The sequence below is a fragment of the Nonomuraea sp. bgisy101 genome (genome assembly GCF_057708945.1).
In genome coordinates this window covers 186,954-205,972 of sequence record NZ_JBYITD010000004.1, presented here as the reverse complement: position 1 = coordinate 205,972, position 19,019 = coordinate 186,954, and the positions used below count along the sequence as shown (strand labels likewise).

16 protein-coding genes are annotated in these 19,019 nt (G+C 70.4%); 7 read left to right on the top strand and 9 right to left on the bottom strand.

Annotation, left to right across the window (positions count from 1 at the left end; translation table 11 throughout):
• Positions 1 to 21: 21 nt before the first annotated feature.
• Positions 22 to 270 (bottom strand): hypothetical protein, encoded by a 249-nt coding sequence (locus AC3EO4_RS09440; protein ID WP_431894896.1) that lies wholly within the window; start codon positions 268 to 270, stop codon positions 22 to 24.
• A gap of 93 nt (positions 271 to 363) precedes the next feature.
• Here AC3EO4_RS09440 and AC3EO4_RS09435 point away from each other — a divergent pair, with 93 nt between their 5' ends.
• Positions 364 to 3,351 carry a chondroitinase family polysaccharide lyase gene (locus AC3EO4_RS09435; protein ID WP_431894895.1) on the top strand — a complete coding sequence of 996 codons (2,988 nt, stop codon included), beginning with the start codon at positions 364 to 366 and terminating at the stop codon, positions 3,349 to 3,351.
• 216 nt (positions 3,352 to 3,567) lie between these two features.
• Here the strand turns inward: AC3EO4_RS09435 and AC3EO4_RS09430 are convergent, their stop codons facing one another.
• A complete protein-coding gene (locus AC3EO4_RS09430; RefSeq protein ID WP_431894893.1) occupies positions 3,568 to 4,233 on the bottom strand; it encodes a nucleotidyltransferase domain-containing protein in 666 nt (221 codons plus the stop codon).
• 360 nt (positions 4,234 to 4,593) lie between these two features.
• Here AC3EO4_RS09430 and AC3EO4_RS09425 point away from each other — a divergent pair, with 360 nt between their 5' ends.
• Positions 4,594 to 5,022, top strand: coding sequence for a hypothetical protein (locus tag AC3EO4_RS09425; protein WP_431894892.1), 429 nt, complete (start codon positions 4,594 to 4,596; stop codon positions 5,020 to 5,022).
• Positions 5,023 to 5,237: 215 nt separating this feature from the next.
• A complete protein-coding gene (locus AC3EO4_RS09420) occupies positions 5,238 to 5,522 on the top strand; it encodes a hypothetical protein (protein WP_431894890.1) in 285 nt (94 codons plus the stop codon).
• Here AC3EO4_RS09420 and AC3EO4_RS09415 read toward each other — a convergent pair.
• Positions 5,506 to 6,270, bottom strand: a complete 765-nt coding sequence (locus tag AC3EO4_RS09415) for an SDR family NAD(P)-dependent oxidoreductase (RefSeq protein WP_379575114.1) — start codon at positions 6,268 to 6,270, stop codon at positions 5,506 to 5,508. The two genes, AC3EO4_RS09420 and AC3EO4_RS09415, sit on opposite strands and share 17 nt — an antisense overlap.
• A gap of 356 nt (positions 6,271 to 6,626) precedes the next feature.
• Here AC3EO4_RS09415 and AC3EO4_RS09410 point away from each other — a divergent pair, with 356 nt between their 5' ends.
• A complete protein-coding gene (locus AC3EO4_RS09410) occupies positions 6,627 to 7,064 on the top strand; it encodes a GNAT family N-acetyltransferase (RefSeq protein ID WP_431894889.1) in 438 nt (145 codons plus the stop codon).
• A 1-nt stretch (position 7,065) separates the two neighbouring features.
• Here AC3EO4_RS09410 and AC3EO4_RS09405 read toward each other — a convergent pair whose 3' ends face one another.
• Genes AC3EO4_RS09405 through AC3EO4_RS09390 form a run of 4 tightly spaced genes read right to left on the bottom strand, consistent with a single transcriptional unit; the run spans position 7,066 to position 12,681 of the window.
• Positions 7,066 to 7,284, bottom strand: a complete 219-nt coding sequence (locus AC3EO4_RS09405) for a cold-shock protein (RefSeq protein WP_379575116.1) — start codon at positions 7,282 to 7,284, stop codon at positions 7,066 to 7,068.
• A 9-nt stretch (positions 7,285 to 7,293) separates the two neighbouring features.
• Entirely contained in the window at positions 7,294 to 7,755 is a 462-nt protein-coding gene (locus tag AC3EO4_RS09400) for a hypothetical protein (protein ID WP_431894888.1), read from the bottom strand.
• The gene (locus tag AC3EO4_RS09395; protein WP_431894887.1) at positions 7,752 to 9,380 is read right to left on the bottom strand and encodes an alpha/beta hydrolase; all 1,629 of its coding nucleotides are present in this window, start codon (positions 9,378 to 9,380) and stop codon (positions 7,752 to 7,754) included. Before AC3EO4_RS09395 ends, AC3EO4_RS09400 begins: the two co-directional genes overlap by 4 nt.
• 31 nt (positions 9,381 to 9,411) lie before the next feature.
• On the bottom strand, positions 9,412 to 12,681 hold the full coding sequence (locus tag AC3EO4_RS09390; protein WP_431894886.1) for an indolepyruvate ferredoxin oxidoreductase family protein: 3,270 nt from the start codon (positions 12,679 to 12,681) through the stop codon (positions 9,412 to 9,414).
• Between the two features lie 79 nt (positions 12,682 to 12,760).
• Here AC3EO4_RS09390 and AC3EO4_RS09385 point away from each other — a divergent pair, with 79 nt between their 5' ends.
• Positions 12,761 to 13,213: an Lrp/AsnC family transcriptional regulator gene (locus tag AC3EO4_RS09385; RefSeq protein WP_379575119.1), complete on the top strand. Its 453-nt coding sequence runs from the start codon at positions 12,761 to 12,763 to the stop codon at positions 13,211 to 13,213.
• A gap of 79 nt (positions 13,214 to 13,292) precedes the next feature.
• On the opposite strand, the gene AC3EO4_RS09380 is transcribed toward AC3EO4_RS09385, so the two are convergent.
• Complete coding sequence (locus AC3EO4_RS09380; RefSeq protein WP_431894885.1) at positions 13,293 to 14,624, bottom strand: hypothetical protein; 1,332 nt, start codon at positions 14,622 to 14,624, stop codon at positions 13,293 to 13,295.
• A gap of 245 nt (positions 14,625 to 14,869) precedes the next feature.
• Between AC3EO4_RS09380 and AC3EO4_RS09375 the strand changes: the two genes are divergently transcribed.
• Positions 14,870 to 15,013 (top strand): hypothetical protein, encoded by a 144-nt coding sequence (locus AC3EO4_RS09375; protein ID WP_379575121.1) that lies wholly within the window; start codon positions 14,870 to 14,872, stop codon positions 15,011 to 15,013.
• Between the two features lie 224 nt (positions 15,014 to 15,237).
• Here AC3EO4_RS09375 and AC3EO4_RS09370 read toward each other — a convergent pair whose 3' ends face one another.
• A complete protein-coding gene (locus AC3EO4_RS09370; RefSeq protein ID WP_379575122.1) occupies positions 15,238 to 16,239 on the bottom strand; it encodes an ArsR/SmtB family transcription factor in 1,002 nt (333 codons plus the stop codon).
• A 670-nt stretch (positions 16,240 to 16,909) separates the two neighbouring features.
• On the opposite strand from AC3EO4_RS09370, the gene AC3EO4_RS09365 reads away from it, so the two are divergent.
• A complete protein-coding gene (locus tag AC3EO4_RS09365) occupies positions 16,910 to 18,967 on the top strand; it encodes a hypothetical protein (RefSeq protein WP_431894884.1) in 2,058 nt (685 codons plus the stop codon).
• The last annotated feature ends 52 nt before the right edge of the window (positions 18,968 to 19,019 follow it).

Sequence of the window (19,019 nt, the reverse complement as noted above, 5' to 3'; positions counted from 1 at the left end):
TCGGCCCGCGTCCCACCATTCTCAGAGTTCCTCGGCGACGCTCCGCGACGGTCGTCTCGTCCCCGTCACCCGCCAGAAGGACGTGCCGGCGGACCCGGACGCGTGCGAGCAGTTCGCACGGCAGTTCATCGGCGCACTGCGCACCGCCTCGTGCTCGGCGAGCCGTACGGCCCCGGCTGGAACACCCTCCCGGCCTCCCGGCCGGCGGGTGTGGACCACGGCGGTGGCCACGCTCGCCTCCTGTGAACGTCGCCGAGGACCGGGGTTCATGACCGGCTCCATCTGGTCCCTGCCGTCACACCCGCCCCTGTGGTGTCGTCCGGCACCTAGACGTGAAGATAGTTTTCGCGTTTTATGGTGATTGTGGCGAATATCTCGCGCAGGACGGTCATCAAAGGCGCGGCGCTCGTGCCCGCCCTCCCTGCCATGGCCGCGCCCGCCGACCTCGAACAACGGGCGATGGCCATGGACCCCCCGGTGTTCCTGCTGGAGTCCGCCGTCCCCCCGCACTTCAGCGGCGACGGCCTGGCCATCGGCGACCAGGTCGCCGTCTGCGGGAAGCACTCCCTGCGCTGGGACCACACCGAACGCGCCGTCATCACCGTGCGCGCGCCGCTCCGGTGGGCGCCCGACCCGTACCGGCTCGGCGACGACCAGGCCTGGCAGGGGCTCGTCGACGCCTTCTGCGTCTGGATCCACAACGAGACCCCGGTCGACGACGTCGTGCGCTTCGAGTTCGGCAGGGGCTCGAAAACGGACGTGTGGTTCGAGTTCCACCTGAACTACTCGGGCTGGCGCACGGCGTGGGTGCGCTACGCCTACGACATGCACGGCAGGCCCAGGCCCGACATGGACACGCTGCGGATCGTGGCGCCCCGCCGTACCGGCAGGCTCCACCTCGACCAGCTCATGCTGAACGTGCCGCTGCGCCCGGACGCGCCCTGCCGCGACCACCAGTTACCCCTCATCGCCCCCGAGGGCGACGAGTACGACAACCAGCACTGGCAGGCGCTGTACCTGTTCGACCGGTTGCTGGCCGCCAGGAAGCCCGAGGTGAAGCCGCCGACGCCGGAAGAGAGCGAGGCGCTGCGCGCGCTCGTCACCCGCTACCACGACGAGTACCTCGTCGCCCAGGTCAAGCCGAACGTGGCCGCGCTCACCGCGCAGACCGACGCGCTCATGGGCCGCCCCGTGCACGCCTACCAGTCGCAGATCTACCCCGTCGAGATCGCCGCCGAGCTGAAGGCGTTCGTCGACCCCGTCACCCTGCGCGCCTGCACCGACCTCATGAAGACCATCGCCCAGGGCCACCAGGCCAGCCCGGCCGACAGGCCCGCGCTCGCCGCCCTCTACCTGAAGATCGTCGACCACCTGCGCGAGCAGGGATGGACGCGCGGCAGCTGCCAGGGCACGATCCACCACCTCGGCTACGACGTGCGAGGCTACTACGACTCCGTGTACCTCATGCGCGACGCCCTGCGCGCGGCCGGCAGGTTCGAACAGGTCCGCGCCGACCTCGACTGGTTGACGGGCCTCGGCAGGATCTTCCGCGGCTGGAAGCACCGCATGGCCCACGGCTCGATCATGGATTTGTTCAACACGACCTTCCGCGGCATGCTGGCCGCCGTCCTCCTGCGCGACACCGAGGCCGAGCAGGTGGCTTACCTCAAGGCACTGCGCGACTGGCTCGACGCCGCCCTGCTGCCCACCGACGGCATCCAGGACGGCATCAAGGTCGACGGCACCGCCTTCCACCACGTCGGCTTCTTCCCCGACTACGTCCGCGACGGCTTCACCGGGCTCGCCCCGCTGGTGTACGTGATGAGCGGCGGCGCGTTCGCGGTCTCCCCCGAGGCGTACGGCCGGCTGAAGCAGGCGCTGCTCATGCAGCGCGTCTACGCGGGCAGGACGCAGTGGCCGATCTCCATCAGCGGCCGCAACCCGAGCGGCGCCACCGCCCTGTCGATCGTGCCCTTCCAGTGGCTTGCCCCGATCGACGACGAGATCGGCGCCGCCTTCCTCAGGCTCATGCCCGCCTCGCCCACCCCGCAGCAGAAGGAGCTCGCCGCCAGGCTGGCCGCCAAAGGCGTCACCGCGGAGCCGTCGCCCACGGGGAACTGGGCGGTCAACTACGCCGCGCTCACGGTCCACCGGCGCGGCGACTGGCAGGTCACCGTCCGCGGGCACAACCGCTACCTGTGGTCCACCGAGATCTACGTCGGCGCCAACTGGTACGGCAGGTACAACACCTACGGGCAGATCCAGGTCGTGCACCGCGGCACCAACCTGGACAGCGGTTACGCACAGCCGGGCTACGACTGGAACCGCAGACCGGGCGCCACCACGATCCACACATCCCTCGACGCGCTCAAAGGCGACCTGACAGGGGCGATCGAGGAGATGCTGCTCACCGAATCGCGGTTCGCCGGATCGTGCGCCATCGACGGACGCAACGGGATGTTCGCCATGGACCTTCGCGAACACCCCAAGTACGAGGGCACACACCGAGCGAGGAAGTCGGTGTTCCTGTTCGACGACCGGATCGTGGCACTCGGCACCGGCATCGGCAACGCCGACGGCGCCAACGAGACCGAGACCACGCTCTTCCAGACCACCAGGACGGGCCGCGTCGTCGTGGACGGGACCGACGTGCCCTTCCCCTACGAACGGCTCGACCTGCAACCCCGCTGGCTGCTCGACGACAAGAACATCGGCTACTACCTCGCACAGGGCCAGCGCGTCGGTCTCACCCGCTCGACCCAGTCCTCACGCAACAACGCCACCGAAGCGCCGACCACCGGCGACTTCTCGACCGCCTGGATCAGGCACGGCGCCGCGCCGCGCGCCGCCTCCTACGAATACGCCATGGTCGTCGACACCACCGCCGAGCGAATGGCGGCCTTCGCGGCCGACGTGCCGTACGCGGTGCTCAGGGCCGACGACACCGCCCACGTGGTCGCCGACCGGGCCACCGGCGTCACCGGCTACGCGATCTTCGAGCGGGTACGGCTGGCAGGCCGCGTCCTCGAGATCGACACGCCGTCGCTGCTCATGACCCGTCAGGAAGGCGACGACCTCGTCCTCGCGGTCGCCGACCCCGACCTGCGCCTCTACGGCGGCATCGACCACGACCAGTACGAGCGGGGCAGGTACGTCGGCCACTACAGCCCGTGGTCCAGGCCATGGCTGACCAGCCCCAGCCACCCCCACCTGCTGAAGGTCACCCTCGCCGGCCGGTGGCGCCGCGCGGAGGGCCGGTGCGAGACGCGGGTCACCGGCGGCAGGACCGTGGTCGTGTTCGAGACCGTCCACGGCATCCCTGTCCAGGTGCGGCTCAGCCCCGAAGCCTGACACCGCCGCGGTCTCCTTCCCGCCGGGGGTCTGCCCAGCTCGGCGGATGGCTGAGAGCGAGGGGCCGAGCTGGAAGGGGCCGGGCGCGCCCGTCCGGCACCGCTAACAGGGTGAGCACACGCGCACATATGACGCCTCGCCCTCCACGCCTGGCGGTGCGGGGACGGGGCCGTCGTCGACGACACAGCGGGCGAGCCGTACCGGGCAGCGTTCATCTCATGGATCGTGGCGCAGGCGCTCGCGCCAGGGATGTGTGGCGTGCTCGGTCGCCAGCGCCTCATCCAGCCAGCGCCGCTGCCCGTCACTCAGCAGGGGAAGGACCACCTCGAAATCGGTCTCGTCCTTCGGCCGCCTGCTCTTGGACTTGTAGAGCAGTTGCACCTCCGGGGCGAGCCGGTGGAAACCGTCGTTCTCGACGGTCAGCTCGGTCAGCGGGCGGCGGATTCGAGGGTCACGCCGGTAGAGCCATTCCTTTCCGTCGGCCTCGTCCAGCATCAGCTGGAACCGCCACGGCCCGTCCGGATGCTCGCGCACCCATATGTCGTGCGCCGGCTCGGGCAGCACCTCGTCCACTGCCCATGGCCGCAGCGTCTGGGGCACGACTGCGGCGTGGACATCCCAGCCGTCCAGCAGCCGCCGCACCGCGAGCTGATCCCGGCGCAGCAGCGCGATATCCACGTCCTCGTGCTCGCGACACGGATGGCCCACGGCCAGCTCGATCGCGTACCCGCCGGCCACCCACCACGGCGCCGCCAGCCCGCGCATCAGCGCGATGACCTCGTCAAGCGGCGCGGCTTCCCAGGGCCCCCACGGCGTCTCGATCCTCATCATCCGGAAATCATGCCTGATGCCCTGCAGGGTGCCGATCATGACTTGTCGCATTTCCGAGCTGATAATCCCATCACACGCTGTCCCGCGCGGAAGGCTGGCCTGTCTTCACCGCCCGCTTCTCCCTGTCGGACCCCTGCCGCTGGCCGGCTCCGAAAGCCGGCTCGTGAATCCTGGGATCGTCTCGACACGCCCGTCCAAGACCTCCAGGTACACGCCGAGGGCGCCGATCGTCGTGCCCCGCCGACGATTCACCGACGGCGGCCGGCACGCGTTCACCAGGCCGCCCCAGACGTCGGCCTGGTGATGCCGCCGTCGGCGTCGCGCGTGACGACCGCTGATAGGGCGTCTGCGATCATGAGCCGTCAATATTGCGACGATCATCGAAACCACCTGGTCTCTATACTGACCCGTGTGAGATCAGGAATGGTGGCCATTGCGCTGGCCGTGCCGTTGTCGCTGCTGAGCTGTGGCTCCGCGACGGCGGGATCGGGCGGTGAGATCGCCGCCGAGCCTGGAAAGGTCTTCACGCTCGCGTCCGGCGATACCGCCCGCCTCACGGGGGCGGAGCTCACGGTGACGTTGACGGGCGTGGGCCAGGACAGCCGCTGCCCCACTGGCGTGCAGTGCGTGTGGGAGGGCGATGCGGTGGTGAAGGTGCGGGTCACCGCCGGAACGGCACCGCCCGCCGATCACGAGCTGCACACCAGCGGCAGGTTCGAGACGGCGATTACCGTCGCCGGGCACGAGCTACGGCTCGTCGATCTCAAGCCGTACCCCAGGTCGGGCGCTGCCCCAAGCGCCGACCGCTACCGGGCCGACTTCACCCTCACGCCGCGCTGACGGTGAGTCGCCCCCAGGGTGGGGCGCCGAAATCGAACATGTCATGAACCCCGCTGGGCCGCGAGAAGCGACTACGTGAGAGCCTTCTCCCGCGCCCCACGCGCCGCAGCGGGGAAGATCTCGTCTAGTTGCTCGCGAGTTCACCTCAGTTTCTCCGCCGGGAAGGGCTTCCAGCGAGGGTTGACGAGCGTGTCCGCCACCAGCGTCCTGTCGTCGTGCGGATCTCGATCTCGCCATGGCCGGGACGCCAGGCCATGCTCGACTACGCCTCACCCGTTGCCCTGTTCGCCTCGGGCGCGGAGGCAGCCGAGCATGGCCTGGCCGAAGCCGAGCACCCCAGCACGCAGGCCGCCGAGACCATCGCCGAGATCACCCGCGTGCGCGGCGATCTCCACTCCGCCGACGTCGCGCGGGAGCGGCGCGAGGGCGTGGGCGAAAGCCGCCGGGATCGTGACCTTCAAGGCATATCGGTCCGGGTGTGGCTCAGTTGGGCGGGTTGAACCTGCCGTCGACCGCCGTCCAGCCGCCGTCCACGTAGAGGACCGAGCCCGTGACGAAGCTCGCCGCGTCTGAGGCCAGGTAGACGACCGCGCCCGCCATCTCGGGGGCCTGCGCCCACCTGCCGAGCGCGGACTTGGCGGCGTAGGCGTCGTACCAGGACGGGTGCTCCTTGATCTGCCGGGTGAGCGGCGTCTCCACCACGCCGGGGGCGATCGCGTTGACCCGCACGCCGGACGGGCCGAACTCGGCCGCAGCGGTCCTCAGCAACTGGACCAGGCCCGCCTTCGTCGCCGAGTACACGCCCTGGCCTGGCTCGGTCACCGACGCCCTGATGGAGGCGAAGCCGACGATCGAGCCCGTTCCCCGCTCCACCATTCCGGCGCCGAACGCCCGGACCACCTCGAACGAGGCGCGCAGGTTGAGATCGACGACACGCTCGAACTCCTCGGCGGAGTAGTCCAGCAACCGCTTGCGCACGTTCGTGGCGGCGGTGAACACCAGCACGTCGACCGCGCCCAGCTTCGCCGCGGCCTCGCGGACCGCTTCGCCGTCGAGCACGTCGAGCCGCAGGGCCGTCCCGCCGCACAGGGCCGCGGTCTCCTCGGCGGAGGGCAGGTCACGGTCGGCGCACACCACCTCGGCGCCGTGCGCGGCCAGGGCCAGAGCGGACTCCCTGCCGATGCCGCTCCCCGAACCGATGACAACCGCCCGACGCCCGTCAAGCCGGAACAACCGCTCGTAGTCCATGCCCGTCACTTTATCCACTGGTCCGACCAGTGCACTAGGTGCCCCGAGCCGTCACCCATCCCTCGCCCGTTCGCCCGTCACTCATCGCCCGTCACTCATCGCCCGTAACCCGTCGTCTGTCACCCGATACCTGCTGCCTGTCACGCGTTGCCTGTCCCCGCAGCCCGCAGCCCGCAGCCCGCTCCTCGCTGTCCTGCCTTGGCCGCTGCCCGCGGCTCGCTCCTCGATGTCCTACCCCGGCTTACTGCTCCCGGCTTGCTGCCCCCGGCTTACTGCCCACTCCTCCTGCCCGCGGGCCACAACCCGGCTCGCGGCTCGGTGCCCACTGCCCACTGCTCGCGGGTTAGGCTGCCCGGATGCTGATCGAGGAACGCCCGCCAGGCGATGGCGAACTCCAGGCTTTGCTCGACGCGGCATTCGCCGAACTGGTCGCCCGCTACGGGCCCGAAGGAAGGTCGGGCGTGGACCCCGCTGCCCGCTTCCTCGTCGCGGTGGCCGACGGGGCAGCCGTGGCGTGCGGCGCCCTGCAGCCCGTGGACGCGGCGACGGGCGAGGTGAAGCGCATGTACGTCCGCCCCTCGCACCGGGGACGAGGAGCGGCGCGGGCACTGCTGAAGGCGTTGGAGGCGCTGGCCGCCGCCACGGGGTACGAACGCGTCCGCCTCACCACGGGGATCAGGCAGCCAGAGGCGATCGCGTTGTACGAGAGCTCGGGGTACACGCCGATCGCCGCCTACGGGAAGTACGTCGGCGAGCCGACCAGCCGTAGCTACGGGAAGGAGCTCGGGCGGTAGGTCAGAGCTTGCGGACGTTCGTGGCGACGAAGTCGAAGCTGTCCTGACTCCGTTCGACGAGGTCGAACTCGACGGTGTCGCCGGGGTGCAGCTCCCGGAATCCTTCGGCGACGATGTCGCTGAAGTGGGCGAACGCGTCCTTGCCAGGGGGAAGATCGGGGGAGGAGATCGCACCCCAGCCCTTGTCGGACTTCCAGAACTTGACAGTGCCTCGGGTCATGAACAGAGATCATCTCACGTCAGGCCAGACACAGGTGGACGTGACACCGATGCCGAGGACGTCGCCTTGGGTCCAGGAGAGCGAAAGAATGAAGTCATCGGGACGGCTCCGTCCGGCAATCTGGGGCTCGCCCGTGTCGAGGCCGCTCATCTCTGTGATGACGTGCCCTTGGTCCTGCCAGTGGGCCTTGACCCTTTGGGCGACATCAACGAAGCGATCTTTCGGGATACCGCGAAGGTAGTACGTGCGGGTGATGATGATGCGTTCTTCGGAGCCGCCGTCGGTCGCACCCACGCAAAGGTTTTTGTTGAGGCTGGGGCGATACAACTCAAGGCTGGGGCTTGGCTGGATCACCGCTACTGACTCACGGATGAGTTGCTCGACCCGCTCGGTCGTCTGTCTTTCGTTCAAAACTGATGTCTCCGCACAGGCGACGAGGACGAACAGAAGCAGAGCGCTGAGGCGGATCACGGCTGAACTCCCGGTGCTGTGGTGACCTTCTGATGCTCGCCGTTGACGATGTGCGCCAGATTTCTCAGCGACTCGGAGTGTACGTTCCAGTAGTCGGAGTGGGCCTTGAAGGTCAGGTAGAACGGGCCGTCCTCGACGTAGAACCGGCGTGCCCCGAAGCTGTCGTCGCCTGGGTCGTTGCCGAAGCGCGCCAGGTCCGCCACCGGATCTCCCGCCGCCTCTCCCGCCCACACGCGTCCTGGCCCCACTCCCAGTTCCTCCGCCCGCCGGACCCCCACCCCCGGGCTTCCCACGAACACCAGGTCGTCGGCGAATCGTCCGGGGCGCAGTACCGCCGCCTTGCCCGTCACCAGTGAGCCGTAGCTGTGTCCCAGGATGGTCAGGTTCGCCGTGCCGGAAGGCCCGTGGCTCGCGCGCAGGCCGTCGGTCAGCGAGGCCAACGCCCGCGCCCCCTTCTCCGCCGCCCCGTCCGTCGCCACGCTCCGGCCGGGGACGTTCAGCTGCCAGTCGATCTGCGGCGCCCGGTAGCCGAGCCACGCGATGGACGCGATCCTCTGGGACGGGGCGAAGAAGTGCGCCTGGTCCCAGAGCACCGCCGCCCTGTTCAGGTCGCTCCCGTAGGAGGCGAGCGTCGTGTTCAGCCCTGGGACGTACGCCACCACCCGGTCCGCCTCGTCGGGGTCGCCGAAGGAGATCACCGCCTGTCCGAGGGCCCGGGTGTCGAACGACAGCAGGTACGCCGGAGGCCGGCCGTTCCTGCCGCCCTGCGCGAGCCCCTCTTCGATGGCCTTCACGTGGTCCAGCTCCCGCATCACCCTGTCGAGGAGGGCGGGCCAGGCCAGTCGGAGATGCGGGTCGGACGGCACGGTGGTGAGGAGCGCCGCGAGCCTGGCCTTCTCGCCCGCCAGCAGTTCCCTGTTCGCCCTGTCGCGAAGCGTCACGGGCAGCCCGTCGAGCAGTCCGAGGCCGGGCAGGGCCTTGGCCGCCTGGTCGCGGGCCGCCGTGTCGAGCATGCGCCACCACGCGTTCACCCGGGCCGCGAGCGTCGGGTCGGTCGCCTGCCGCTGCAGGTCCAGCAGTCGGGCCAGCGCGGCCGTGTCACCGCCCGCGACCGCTGTCAGGAGGGCGGTGGCGGCCGAGGGGGCGTGCCCGCCGTACAGGCCGAAGGCGACCAGGGGAGCGGGGGCCAGGTCGCCGCCGTCGCGCAGGATGAGCGCGAGGCGGCGGCGCAGGTCGTCGGCCTGGGCCGCCGACCACGAGCCGATCGCGGCCACCTCGGGCGCGCCGAGACTGAGGGCCGCGCGCGGCAGCTCGCCTGCCGCCGTGGTGAGGCCGGTGATCAGGCGCCGCAGCTGGGCGGGTTCGACGCCGGAGAACGCGCCGTGGACGGCGGTCATGCCGGTGGAGGGCCGGGCCAGCGAGGGGACGGCGTCGCCCTCCTTCGCGAGCCTGCCCAGGGCGGACTCCAGTGCGGCGGTGAGCGCGGCGCGCTGCCGGGCGAGTTCGGCGGCGAACGCGGGAGCGCCGCCGCCGACCCATGCCTGCGCCGCGATGGCGCGCGCGGGCTCGTCGAGGAGCCCGGCTGCCTCGGCGGCGTGCCGTACGGCATGCTGAAAGCCCACCATGGCCACAAAGAGTAGCCGGGCGACTACAGGGTCAGCCGGTGGATTCCAGCAACGCGGCCGCCCGTTCGCGGTAGTCGGCCACGCCCCGCAGCTTGACGTGCTCGTAGCCGCGGATCACGTCGGGCAGCTCCGCCAGCTGGAGCACCTTCTCCTCCGGCGCTCCCGACGACAGCGCGCTCAGCACGTCGTGGGTGTACTCCTCGGCGAGGGACCGCTCGGTCCTGCGCACCTCGCCGAGGCCGAACACGTCGAGCTTGGTGCCGCGGAGTTTGCGCATGCCGTACAGGGCCTTGAACGCGGGGTCGAACCACGGGCCGAGGCTGAGCTTGCGCTTGAGTCCGAGCGCGCGCAGGACGGGCGGGTGCAGGTTGTAGGCCACGCGCGTTCCCGGGCCGAACTCGGCGGCGATCCTGGCGCGCTCGGCGGGGTCGAGATGGAGGCGGGCGACCTCGTACTCGTCCTTGTAGGCCATCAGCCGATGCAGGTGGACCGCGTAGGCCTCGGCGACCGCGCCGGGCGAGAGCGCGTGGACCTCGCGGACGGCCGCCAGGTAGCGCAGCGCGTAGCGGGGGTTCTGGTAGGCGACCAGGTCGGGCACCCGTACCGCCAGCAGCCGGTGCAGCTCGCTGCCCTCGCCCGCGAAGGCGATCTGCCGCAGCACCTCGGCCGCGGGTTCGGCCACGGTGGGCGCAGGGAAGAGCGCGTCCACCGCGGACGGGGCGGCGATCACGGCGCGACCCCAGTGGAAGGCCGCCGCGGACCTGCCGAGCGCCTTCTCCATCGACTCCAGCGACAGCGGGATGAGCCCGAGCTGCCACGCCGCGCCCAGCACGATCGTGTTGGCCTGCATGTGGTCGCCGAACAGCGCCTGCGCGAGCCGTTCGGCGTTGAGCGCCACGACCGAGCGGGCGCGCGCCTCCAGCGCGGTCAGCTGCGGCCCGAGGTCGGTGATGTGTGTGGCGGGGTCGAGCACCATGCCGCCGGTAGGCGACAGGTGGGTGGAGACGACCGCCACCGTGCGCGAGGGCGAGCAGGTGCGCAGGTGCTTGGGATCGGTCGCGCCGATCACGTCGAGGGCCAGGTAGGCGTCGACCGAGGCGGCGCTGGCCTGGCCGGTCCTGTCCTCCTCGCCGTCGAACAGGCGGATGTCGGAGACGACCGTGCCGCCCTTCTGCGCGAGCCCCGTCTGGTCGAGGCCGCGCGACTGGCGTCCGTCCATCAGCGCGGCCTTGCCGAGCAGCCGCGCGACCGACACCACGCCGGTGCCGCCGATGCCGACCAGCCTGATCGTGGTGTCCCTCGAGTGGAGGTCAGGGACCGGCATCTCGGGCGGCGCGGGGGCGGCCAAGCGCTTCTTCGAGCCGGGGACGATCGTCAGGAACGAGGGGCAGTCGCCGTCGACACACGAGTAGTCCTTGTTGCACGACGACTGGTGGATCTCCGTCTTGCGGCCGAACTCCGTCTCGACCGGCAGCACCGACAGGCATTCCGACTTCTGCCCGCAGTCGCCGCAGCCCTCGCACACGCGCTGGTTGATCGCCACGCGCTTCACCGGGTCGGGAAGCTCGCCCTTCTTGCGCAGGCGCCGCTTCTCGGCGGCGCACTGCTGATCATGGATCAGCACGGTGACGCCCTCGACGGCGGCCAGCTCCCGCTGCGCCTGTTCGAGGTCGGCACGGTCGCGCAGCGAGGCGATCGGCGACAGCCGTACCCCCTGGTAGCGGGAGAGGTCGTCGGCCGTGACGATCACCTTGCGCACGCCCTCGAGTTCGAGCCAGCGCGTCAGCGACGCCACCGACAGCGCGGGAGTGATCGTCTGGCCGCCCGTCATGGCCACCGCGCTGTTGTAGAGCAGCTTGTAGGTGATGTTGACGCCCGCGCCGACGGCCGCTCGGACGGCAAGCGATCCCGAGTGGTGGAAGGTGCCGTCGCCGAGGTTCTGGAAGATGTGGCGCGTGCCGGTGAACGGCGCCTGCCCGATCCACTGCGCGCCCTCGCCGCCCATCTGGGTGAGCCCGGCAAGATCGCCCTTGCCCTCGGGGTTGAGCACGATCATGGTGTGGCAGCCGATGCCCGCGGCCACGACCGAGCCTTCGGGGACCGCGGTGGAGCGGTTGTGCGGGCAGCCGGAGCAGAAGAACGGCGTGCGGGCGGGGCCGAGCAGCTTGAGGGGCTCGCGCCGGCGCGGCAGGTCGATGGACAGCCGATCGGCCAGAACCCTGGCGACCAGGTCGGAGTCAACGCCGCCGTGCTGCGGGATCACCGCCTTGCCGGTGACGGCGGGCGGGTTCGGCGTGCCGTACAGGACGTCCTTGACCAGGCCCTCCAGCAGCGGCGCCTTCTCCTCGACGACGATGATCTCCGACAGCCCGCGGGCGAACTCCTGCACCGCCGTCGGCTCGAGCGGCCAGAGCATGCCGATCTTCAACAGCCGGACCTCGTCGGTGAGCCCGAGCTTGCCGAACGCCTCGCGCACGTCGTAGTAGGCGGTGCCCGCCGCGATCACGCCGATCGTGGCGTCGGGTGCGGGGACGGTGATCTGGTTGAGGTTGTTGTCGCGGGCGTAGGCGCGGGCCAGCTCCAGGCGCGGGCCGACCAGCGTGCGCTCCATGTCCAGTGAGTACGGCGTGAGCAGCATCGCGTCGGGTGTGTGCCGGTACGGCTTGCCCTGCCACATGATCTCGGGCATCACCGGCTTGACCCTGTCGGGGTCGAGGCTGACGGTGGCCGTGGCGTCGACCACGTTGGCCACCGCCTTGATCGCCACCCACAGGCCGCTCGCCCTGGACGCCGCGATCGCGTGCCTGCCGAGGTCGAGCAGTTCCTGGACGGTACCGGGGTAGATCACCGGCATGCCGAGCGCGGCGAGCGTGCTCTCCGTGGCGCTGGGGAGGGTGGAGGACTTGCAGGTGGGGTCGTCGCCGCAGAGGGCGATCAGCCCGCCCTCCGGATGGGCGCCGACGAAGTTGCCGTGCCTGAACGCGTCGGCGGCCCGGTCGACGCCCGGGGCCTTGCCGTACCAGACGCCCAGGACGCCCGCCTTGCGCGGGTCGGGCAGCGAGGGGACGAGCTGGCTGCCCCAGACCGCGGTCGCGCCCAACTCCTCGTTCTGGCCGGGACGGTGGACCACGCCCTCGGGCGTGTTCCTGGCCAGTTCCTGGTCGAAACCGCCCAATGGCGACCCCGGATAGCCGGAGACCATCGCGCCTGTGTCCAGGCCCGCCCTGCGGTCCGCGGCCAGCTGGTCCGCGATCAGCCGCACCAGCGCCTGCGTACCACTCATGAAGGCGTCGCTCGTCATGACGTGAGATTATTTCAAGGGTCGAGGTATTCGATGTCAATACTTGCGGTGGTTTACGCCCTGGTTAGCATCTAAGGTCATGGATGCTACGGATCGCGCAATTCTTCGCCTTCTACAGGAGGACGGCAGGCTCAGCAACATCGAGCTGGCCGACCGGGTCCGGCTGACGCCGTCGCCGTGCCTGCGCAGGGTGCGCAACCTGGAGGAGTCCGGTGTGATCTCCGGATATCGCGCGGTCGTCGACGCGCCGTCGGTCGGGCGCGCCTTCCAGGTCCTGGCCTATGTCGAGCTGGAGGGTCAGGACGCGGAGACCGTCACCGCCTTCGAGTCGGCGGTGATGGAGGTGGAGGACGTCATCGAGTGCCTGCGCATGTTCGGGCGGCCCGACTACGTGCTGCGGGTGGCGGTGGCCGACATGGACGCCTACAGCCGCCTCTGTCTGGAGAAGCTCGGCCGCCTGCCCGGCCTCGACAAGCTCACCTCGCAGATCGCCATGAAGGCCATCAAGCCGGGCGGCTCGCTGCCCCTGTGACGCCCAGACGCAGTCGGTGCCTGCGAGCCGGCCGACCGGCTGCCGGCCTCGGCTCACGGCCGGGCTTCCCGTCAGGCCGTCACAGGCTGGACAGCTCGCCGACGCTCAGCGCCCGCTGATACGCGCGGGTGCTGGCCTCGAGATCACCGCACTGTTCCAGTTCGGCGGCGCTGTCGGCGAAGGCCTTCGAGGCGCGAGCCGGTGCCTGCATCTGTTCGAGCTGTTCGCCGACGCCGGCCCGTACCTCCGCGGCTGCCTGCGTTTGCTCGCGCGCCCGCAGCGTGTCCGCGGTCAGCAGCTGCGCGTCGGCGACGAGGTTGAGCGCGGCAGGGTGGCGGGCGGCGATCTCCTCAGCCTGCCGGGCCGCCGCTGTGGGGTCGCCGGCCAGGAGGTCGGTGCGGGCCAAGGACAGCTGGCAGTAGGCCAGATCGACCGCGCTGGCCGCGCTGCCCGCCAGCTCGCTCTGCGCCGTGAGCAGCATCTGACGAGCTCTGGCGTGCTCGGCCGGGCAGCTGGTGAGCAGGTTCTCCGCAAGCCGCGCCCGCAACCGGCCGGTCGAGCGAGGATCGCTGAGCTGGGCATGAGCGGCCAGCGCTCGATCACCCAGCTCGCCGGCCCGCTGCGCGTCGCCGTCCATGGCCGCGACCGTCGCGCCGTTCCAGCAAGCGGCTCGCAGGGCACGCGGTGTGCCCAGCTGTTCGGCGGCGTCGAGCAACTGGGCGGCCAGTGCCCTGCACGTGGCCTGCTCTCCGCGCTCGATGTAGGCGGCCAGCAGGGTGGCGCCGAGTTCGATACCCCGGTCGGTCCAGCCTCCTGGCAGCTCCCTGGAGAAGGTGATCTCGCCGATGTGGACGCTCGCCGTGAGGTCGCCCACCTCGCGAAGGCATCGGCACAGCGCCAAGGCGACCCCGATCCGATGCTCGGTCTCTTCGCGATCTTCGTAGGCCATCGGCGGCAGCTGCTCATCCAGAGGAGCGAGGACGTTCATCAGATGCGTCAGGCGCTCGATGGCCTCGGGCAGGTCCCCGTCGGCCTCCTCCGCCAGGGCCAGCCCGAGTTCGGTCTGTCGCCACAGGTCTGGGCGGCTGCCCAACGCTGGATCGCCGGCAAGCGTGGCGTATCGGACGCGGGCCTTGGCGGACATGCCTTGGGCGAGTGCCTCGTCCGCGCCGGCGAGCTCCTGCCTGATTTCCGCGCTGCGGTCGGAGCCGAGGCCATGGCGGAGCACCAGCGGCGGGCATCCCAGCTTGGCGGCCAGTTCCGCCAGTTCCCTTGCGGTGGGGTCGACGCCGTCTTCGATCAGCATGAGCCTTCGGGCCGAGAGCTGGGGCCCGCTCAGCTCTTCCAGCGTCAACCGTCGCTGGTGTCGAAGTCCTCGAAGGAGCGCGCCCGCATGCATGTCGGTCAGCATTCCACCGCCTTGGTCGTGACCGCCTCGCCCATGTCGATCAATGCCAACCGATCGTAGACACAACTCGGGCAGACCACCACCTTTGGTGGCACAACGCCCAGGGGCTCGGTCCGGGTCGGCCCGCCCGCCGACGCAGGAAGCCGAAAGGTGATCACATTGTGGAGCAGCCATTGGGCTGTCACAATCGGGCGGGTCAGCAAGTTGCGCGACCGCGTGTCGACATGAAGGAAAGCAGGAGGTTCGCTGTGCGTTCCCGCCGACATCGCGTCCTTGCCCTCAGCGCTCTCGCCGCGGTCGCGGTGCTGTTGACCGCCACGTCGGCGGCCGCCGACACCGAGCCCGGCACGGCTCCGACAGTTGTGGGAGCCGTGGGCAACCACTGCTGCTGAGCGACTGCCTGGAAACGAGGCACTCGACGGCGAGACAGGCGCCGCCGCCGATGGGTCGACGGTTCCACCATCACGAGAATCGACGGCGTGGACCACAGCGGCGTCCCCCGCGTCGCCGGCCGGGACTCCCGAGGACCATGTGAGTCTCCGTCGATACTTCTACGTCGGCTTCCGGGCTCGCGGATGAGAGTGTCAGCCCCCAGGGCCGCCAGGCTTCAGCTCGTTCAGGCTTGTTCAGCCGGTCGCCCTTCAAGGAGTTCGCGGCCCAGGCGAGTGAGGGTGTGGTGGACGGCGGGGCCGGTTCGGCGGCTCGTGAGCAGGCCCGCGTCACGGAGGGCGGTGGCGTGCTGGCTGGCCGACGGCAGGGATATGTCGAGCCTGCGGGCGATCTCGCTGGTCGTGGCGGCGTCGGCGGCGGTTTCGAGTACGGCCGCGCGGGTGCGGCCGAGCAGGGCCTGTAGCACGCGGGGGCCGCGGCCGGGTGGAGCCCACGCGTCGGCGAAGTCGGACAAGGTGTCGACCGCCGGGTAGAACAGCAGGCCGGGAGCCGCCTCATCAAGGCTGTTGCACATGTATCTCGGGCTGGGCCAGCAGAACAGCGAGGGGATCGCTATCAGTCCCTGACCCTTGAGGTGATAGTCATGCGCTTTGTTCGGCTCGTCGGAGATGTGAAGCACCGGGGAGCGCCAGACCACGCTGTGGTGCAGGCCGGTCAGCAACTGCTCCACGCCGCCGGTGCACAGGTCGCGGCCGCGGACCGCGTTGACGGCGTCGAGATGCGCCGCGATGGCGTGCTGGCTTGGCCCGACCGCGACGGCGTCGACCTCCCGGATCGCGGCCGCGAGTTCGGTGAGCGCCGCCGGGTCACCTGCGGCCAGGTCGGTCGCTCGGGTCGGCAGATCGCCTCTGTTCAGGCCCGCGAGTTCGTGGCGTAGCTGCGTGCGGGGAGCCGACAGCAGTCGTTCCACGCTCGCCTCCAGCGAGGAGTTGGGACCCACCACGGTGAACAGGTCCAGGACGGGGCCTTGTCCGGGGTAGAGCTGCCCGAGTAACCGCGTATGCGGGCTGAGCCGTCGCCGGACCAGCCGCCGCCAACCGTCGAAGATGCCTCTGCCGTCTCGCCTGCTCAGCAGCCGCGTCGCGAACAGCGCCTCGGCGAACGGCCATGGCGATGTCGCGACCCTGGTGCGGGCGAGATCCTCGGCGGTGAAGTGAATGCGCAGCATATGTCACCCGTCTCCATGCCGCCCCACGGCAGTCCGGTGGTGCCTGCGACATGGTCACAACTATCTGACCTGGATGTTTCAGCCAGGACCAAAGGGTCCTTCAGCGCCGTACACGATATCGACAGACTCGCCTCACAAGGAACGAACAGGACAGTCCTGATGAGAATCGTAGGTTTCATCGGGTCTGCTCATCAACACGTTCTCACCCTCGACAGTCACTCACCCACCAGTCCATCAACACGGTGAGCCCTTTCAACCAGTCACCGCAGGCCGGCCAGGACGCGCAGGCTGTTCCGGCTTCGACGGCCTGGCCCTCGCACAACAGGAGCCAGTCCAGGCTGACGCGACTCGATCCTGATCGGCGGGTCGTGCGGGTCGGGGTGAAAAGAGTTCCTTCTGTCATTAACGCCGATTTTCTCGTGATCCGGCGAAAGTGGGCGTTGAGCGGCAATCGAGGAACCGGGCGGAAAGGGGTTGACGCACCTTGACCAGCCGGTCACGGAGTATCGGCAGCAAAACACCCGACACGGGGTCAGACGTGCTGCTATATCTCGCTCGATCCTGGCCAGGTCGGCAGATTTGACCATGCCCTCTACTCTTTGTGAAATCTCGTGTTTGCCAGAAACTTTCGCTCTGTGCTAAACGATCTGCGGTGGATAGGGACACGGAAGTGAACGACACTCCGGACGGCGCCACAGCGCAGGCGCTGCGACGACTGCGCGAGGCGGGCGGGGACGGCCGCTCGCTCGACCACGAGAGCCCGGTGGTGATCCGCCGGGCGTCCGTCGCACGGATGCAGGCAGGTGAGCGCCCCACGCTGCTCGCCGAGGAGTACGGGTTCACCCGCGGCACGCTCCACCACGACGGGGAAGCCGGCGTCCCGTCGGGGGAGATGCCCACGGCACCGCCGGCGGCGATGACCGACACCCGCGGATCGAACGGCAGGCCCGGGCAGCCTGCCGGGTTCTGCCGTCCGCCTGATGGAGCTCTGCGCCCCGAGCCTCTGCCCGCGCGTCCCGAGCCTCTGCCCGCGCGTCCCGAGCCTCTGCCCGCGCGCTCCGAGCTGACGCCGCAGCACCTGCGGGCGTTGCCCGCGGCGATACTCGCCGGTCCCCAGGCCGCTGGATTGCCCGGCCACCTGTGGACATGGGAGCTGGTCGCCGCGTACGCGGCCCGCGAGTTCGGTGTCAACCTCTCCGAGCAGCGCATCCGCCAAGCGTTCGCCGAATTACAGCTGTGGCCGGGAAACGGGCTGGCCCGGCGCAGGAGGATGCTGCGGCACGCGCCCGACTGGTGGGCGGGCGGGCTCAGCGACCTGGGCGAGCGCGCGGCAGCGGACGGCGCGATGCTGCTCGTCGCGCAGGCCGTACCCCTGCCGTGGCAGCGGATGCTGATATCGGCCTTCTCGCCCGCACGCTCTGGCCCTACGTGGTTCGCGATCGTCGCCAGGGACTCCGACAGCCATACGCGGGGCGCGGAGCTCCTGCGGACCCACTTCGCGCGCCCGCTCCAGCTCGTCACCGATCCGCTGTCCACCGCGTCAGGGCGTGCCTTCCAGCAGGTGGCGGCGCCGCTGCGCGCGATACCGCTGCCCGACAATCCCCGCCACCAGCTCAGGTACGCGACGATCGCGCTGGAGCAGGCCAGGTCCTGGCTGAGCCGGCGCAAGGACGAGCACAAGGCCGCCACAGCCGCCTGCGCCGCCGACCGCGAACGGGAGAACGCCGCCCGCCAGGTTCTGTGCGAGCAGGTGGCGCGTGCCCGCGCCGCCGGCACCGGCACCGACCTGGTGGCCGCGGCCGCCGAGCTCAAGCGCAACGACGTGCACAACATCTGCAAGCGGACACCGGTGGAATCCGCTACCGCCCTGGCCGCACGCTCGCCCGCCGTGCTGAAGGAAGTCGCCCGGGCGGCGGGCGCGTGGCGCGCGGCGGCCGAGCGCACCCGGCGGGCCAGGCGGCGGCGCGACCAGGCGGCCGACGACTACCGGGCTGCCCGCCTGGACGCCCAGGCGGCCCGCGAGCAACGCGATGCCATGATCCTGCTCTGCCACGACCTGTCCCAGCCGACGATCGAGGAGATCGCCGAGGTGGCGGGCGTGTCCACGAGGCTGGTCCACCTCGTCGTGGACACGGCGCCGCGCCCGGCCGACGAGGGCGCGGGCCATCTGTCCCGCCTCGACCGGGCCGTCGGGCGCTGGCGCGCCGAGCACGAGCGGCTGCGGGAGCTGCGCGCGGAACGCGATCGCCGCGCCGAGGCTCGGCGACGGGCCCGCCGGCAGGAGGTCGGCCTGCGTAAGGAACGCGACGAGACGATCCAGGCCTGTCGGCGCGCCGGCGTGCCCGGCGTGCGAATCGCGCAGGAGGTGGGCCTGGAGTTGGCCGGCACCCTCTCGCGCCTGGCCGGCCCCACGCGCGGCGGCCGGCCGGATTCTCCCGATGCGGGTCAGCGCGAGATCGACCGTCTGCGTGAGGTGTCCGGGCGCTGGCGCGAGGCCAAGGAACTGCTCGACCGCAGCAACGAAGCGCTGGTCCGTGCCGAGGAGCTCAGACGGAGCAGGAGCACAGTGGCCGCGCGGCTGCGACTGGGGCGGGACGAGGCCCTGCTGGACTGCCGCCGCAAGGGCGTCACGCTCGCCGTTCTCTCCGCGCGCACCGGCCTGGACTCGCGCACCATCCGCGAGGCCACGGCCCCGCCGCCCCTGTCGCAGGAAACGGCCTCGCTCTGACTGACCTCCGAGGAGGATGAGCGAGAGTTGATCTTCGGTTCTGCGGGCTGGA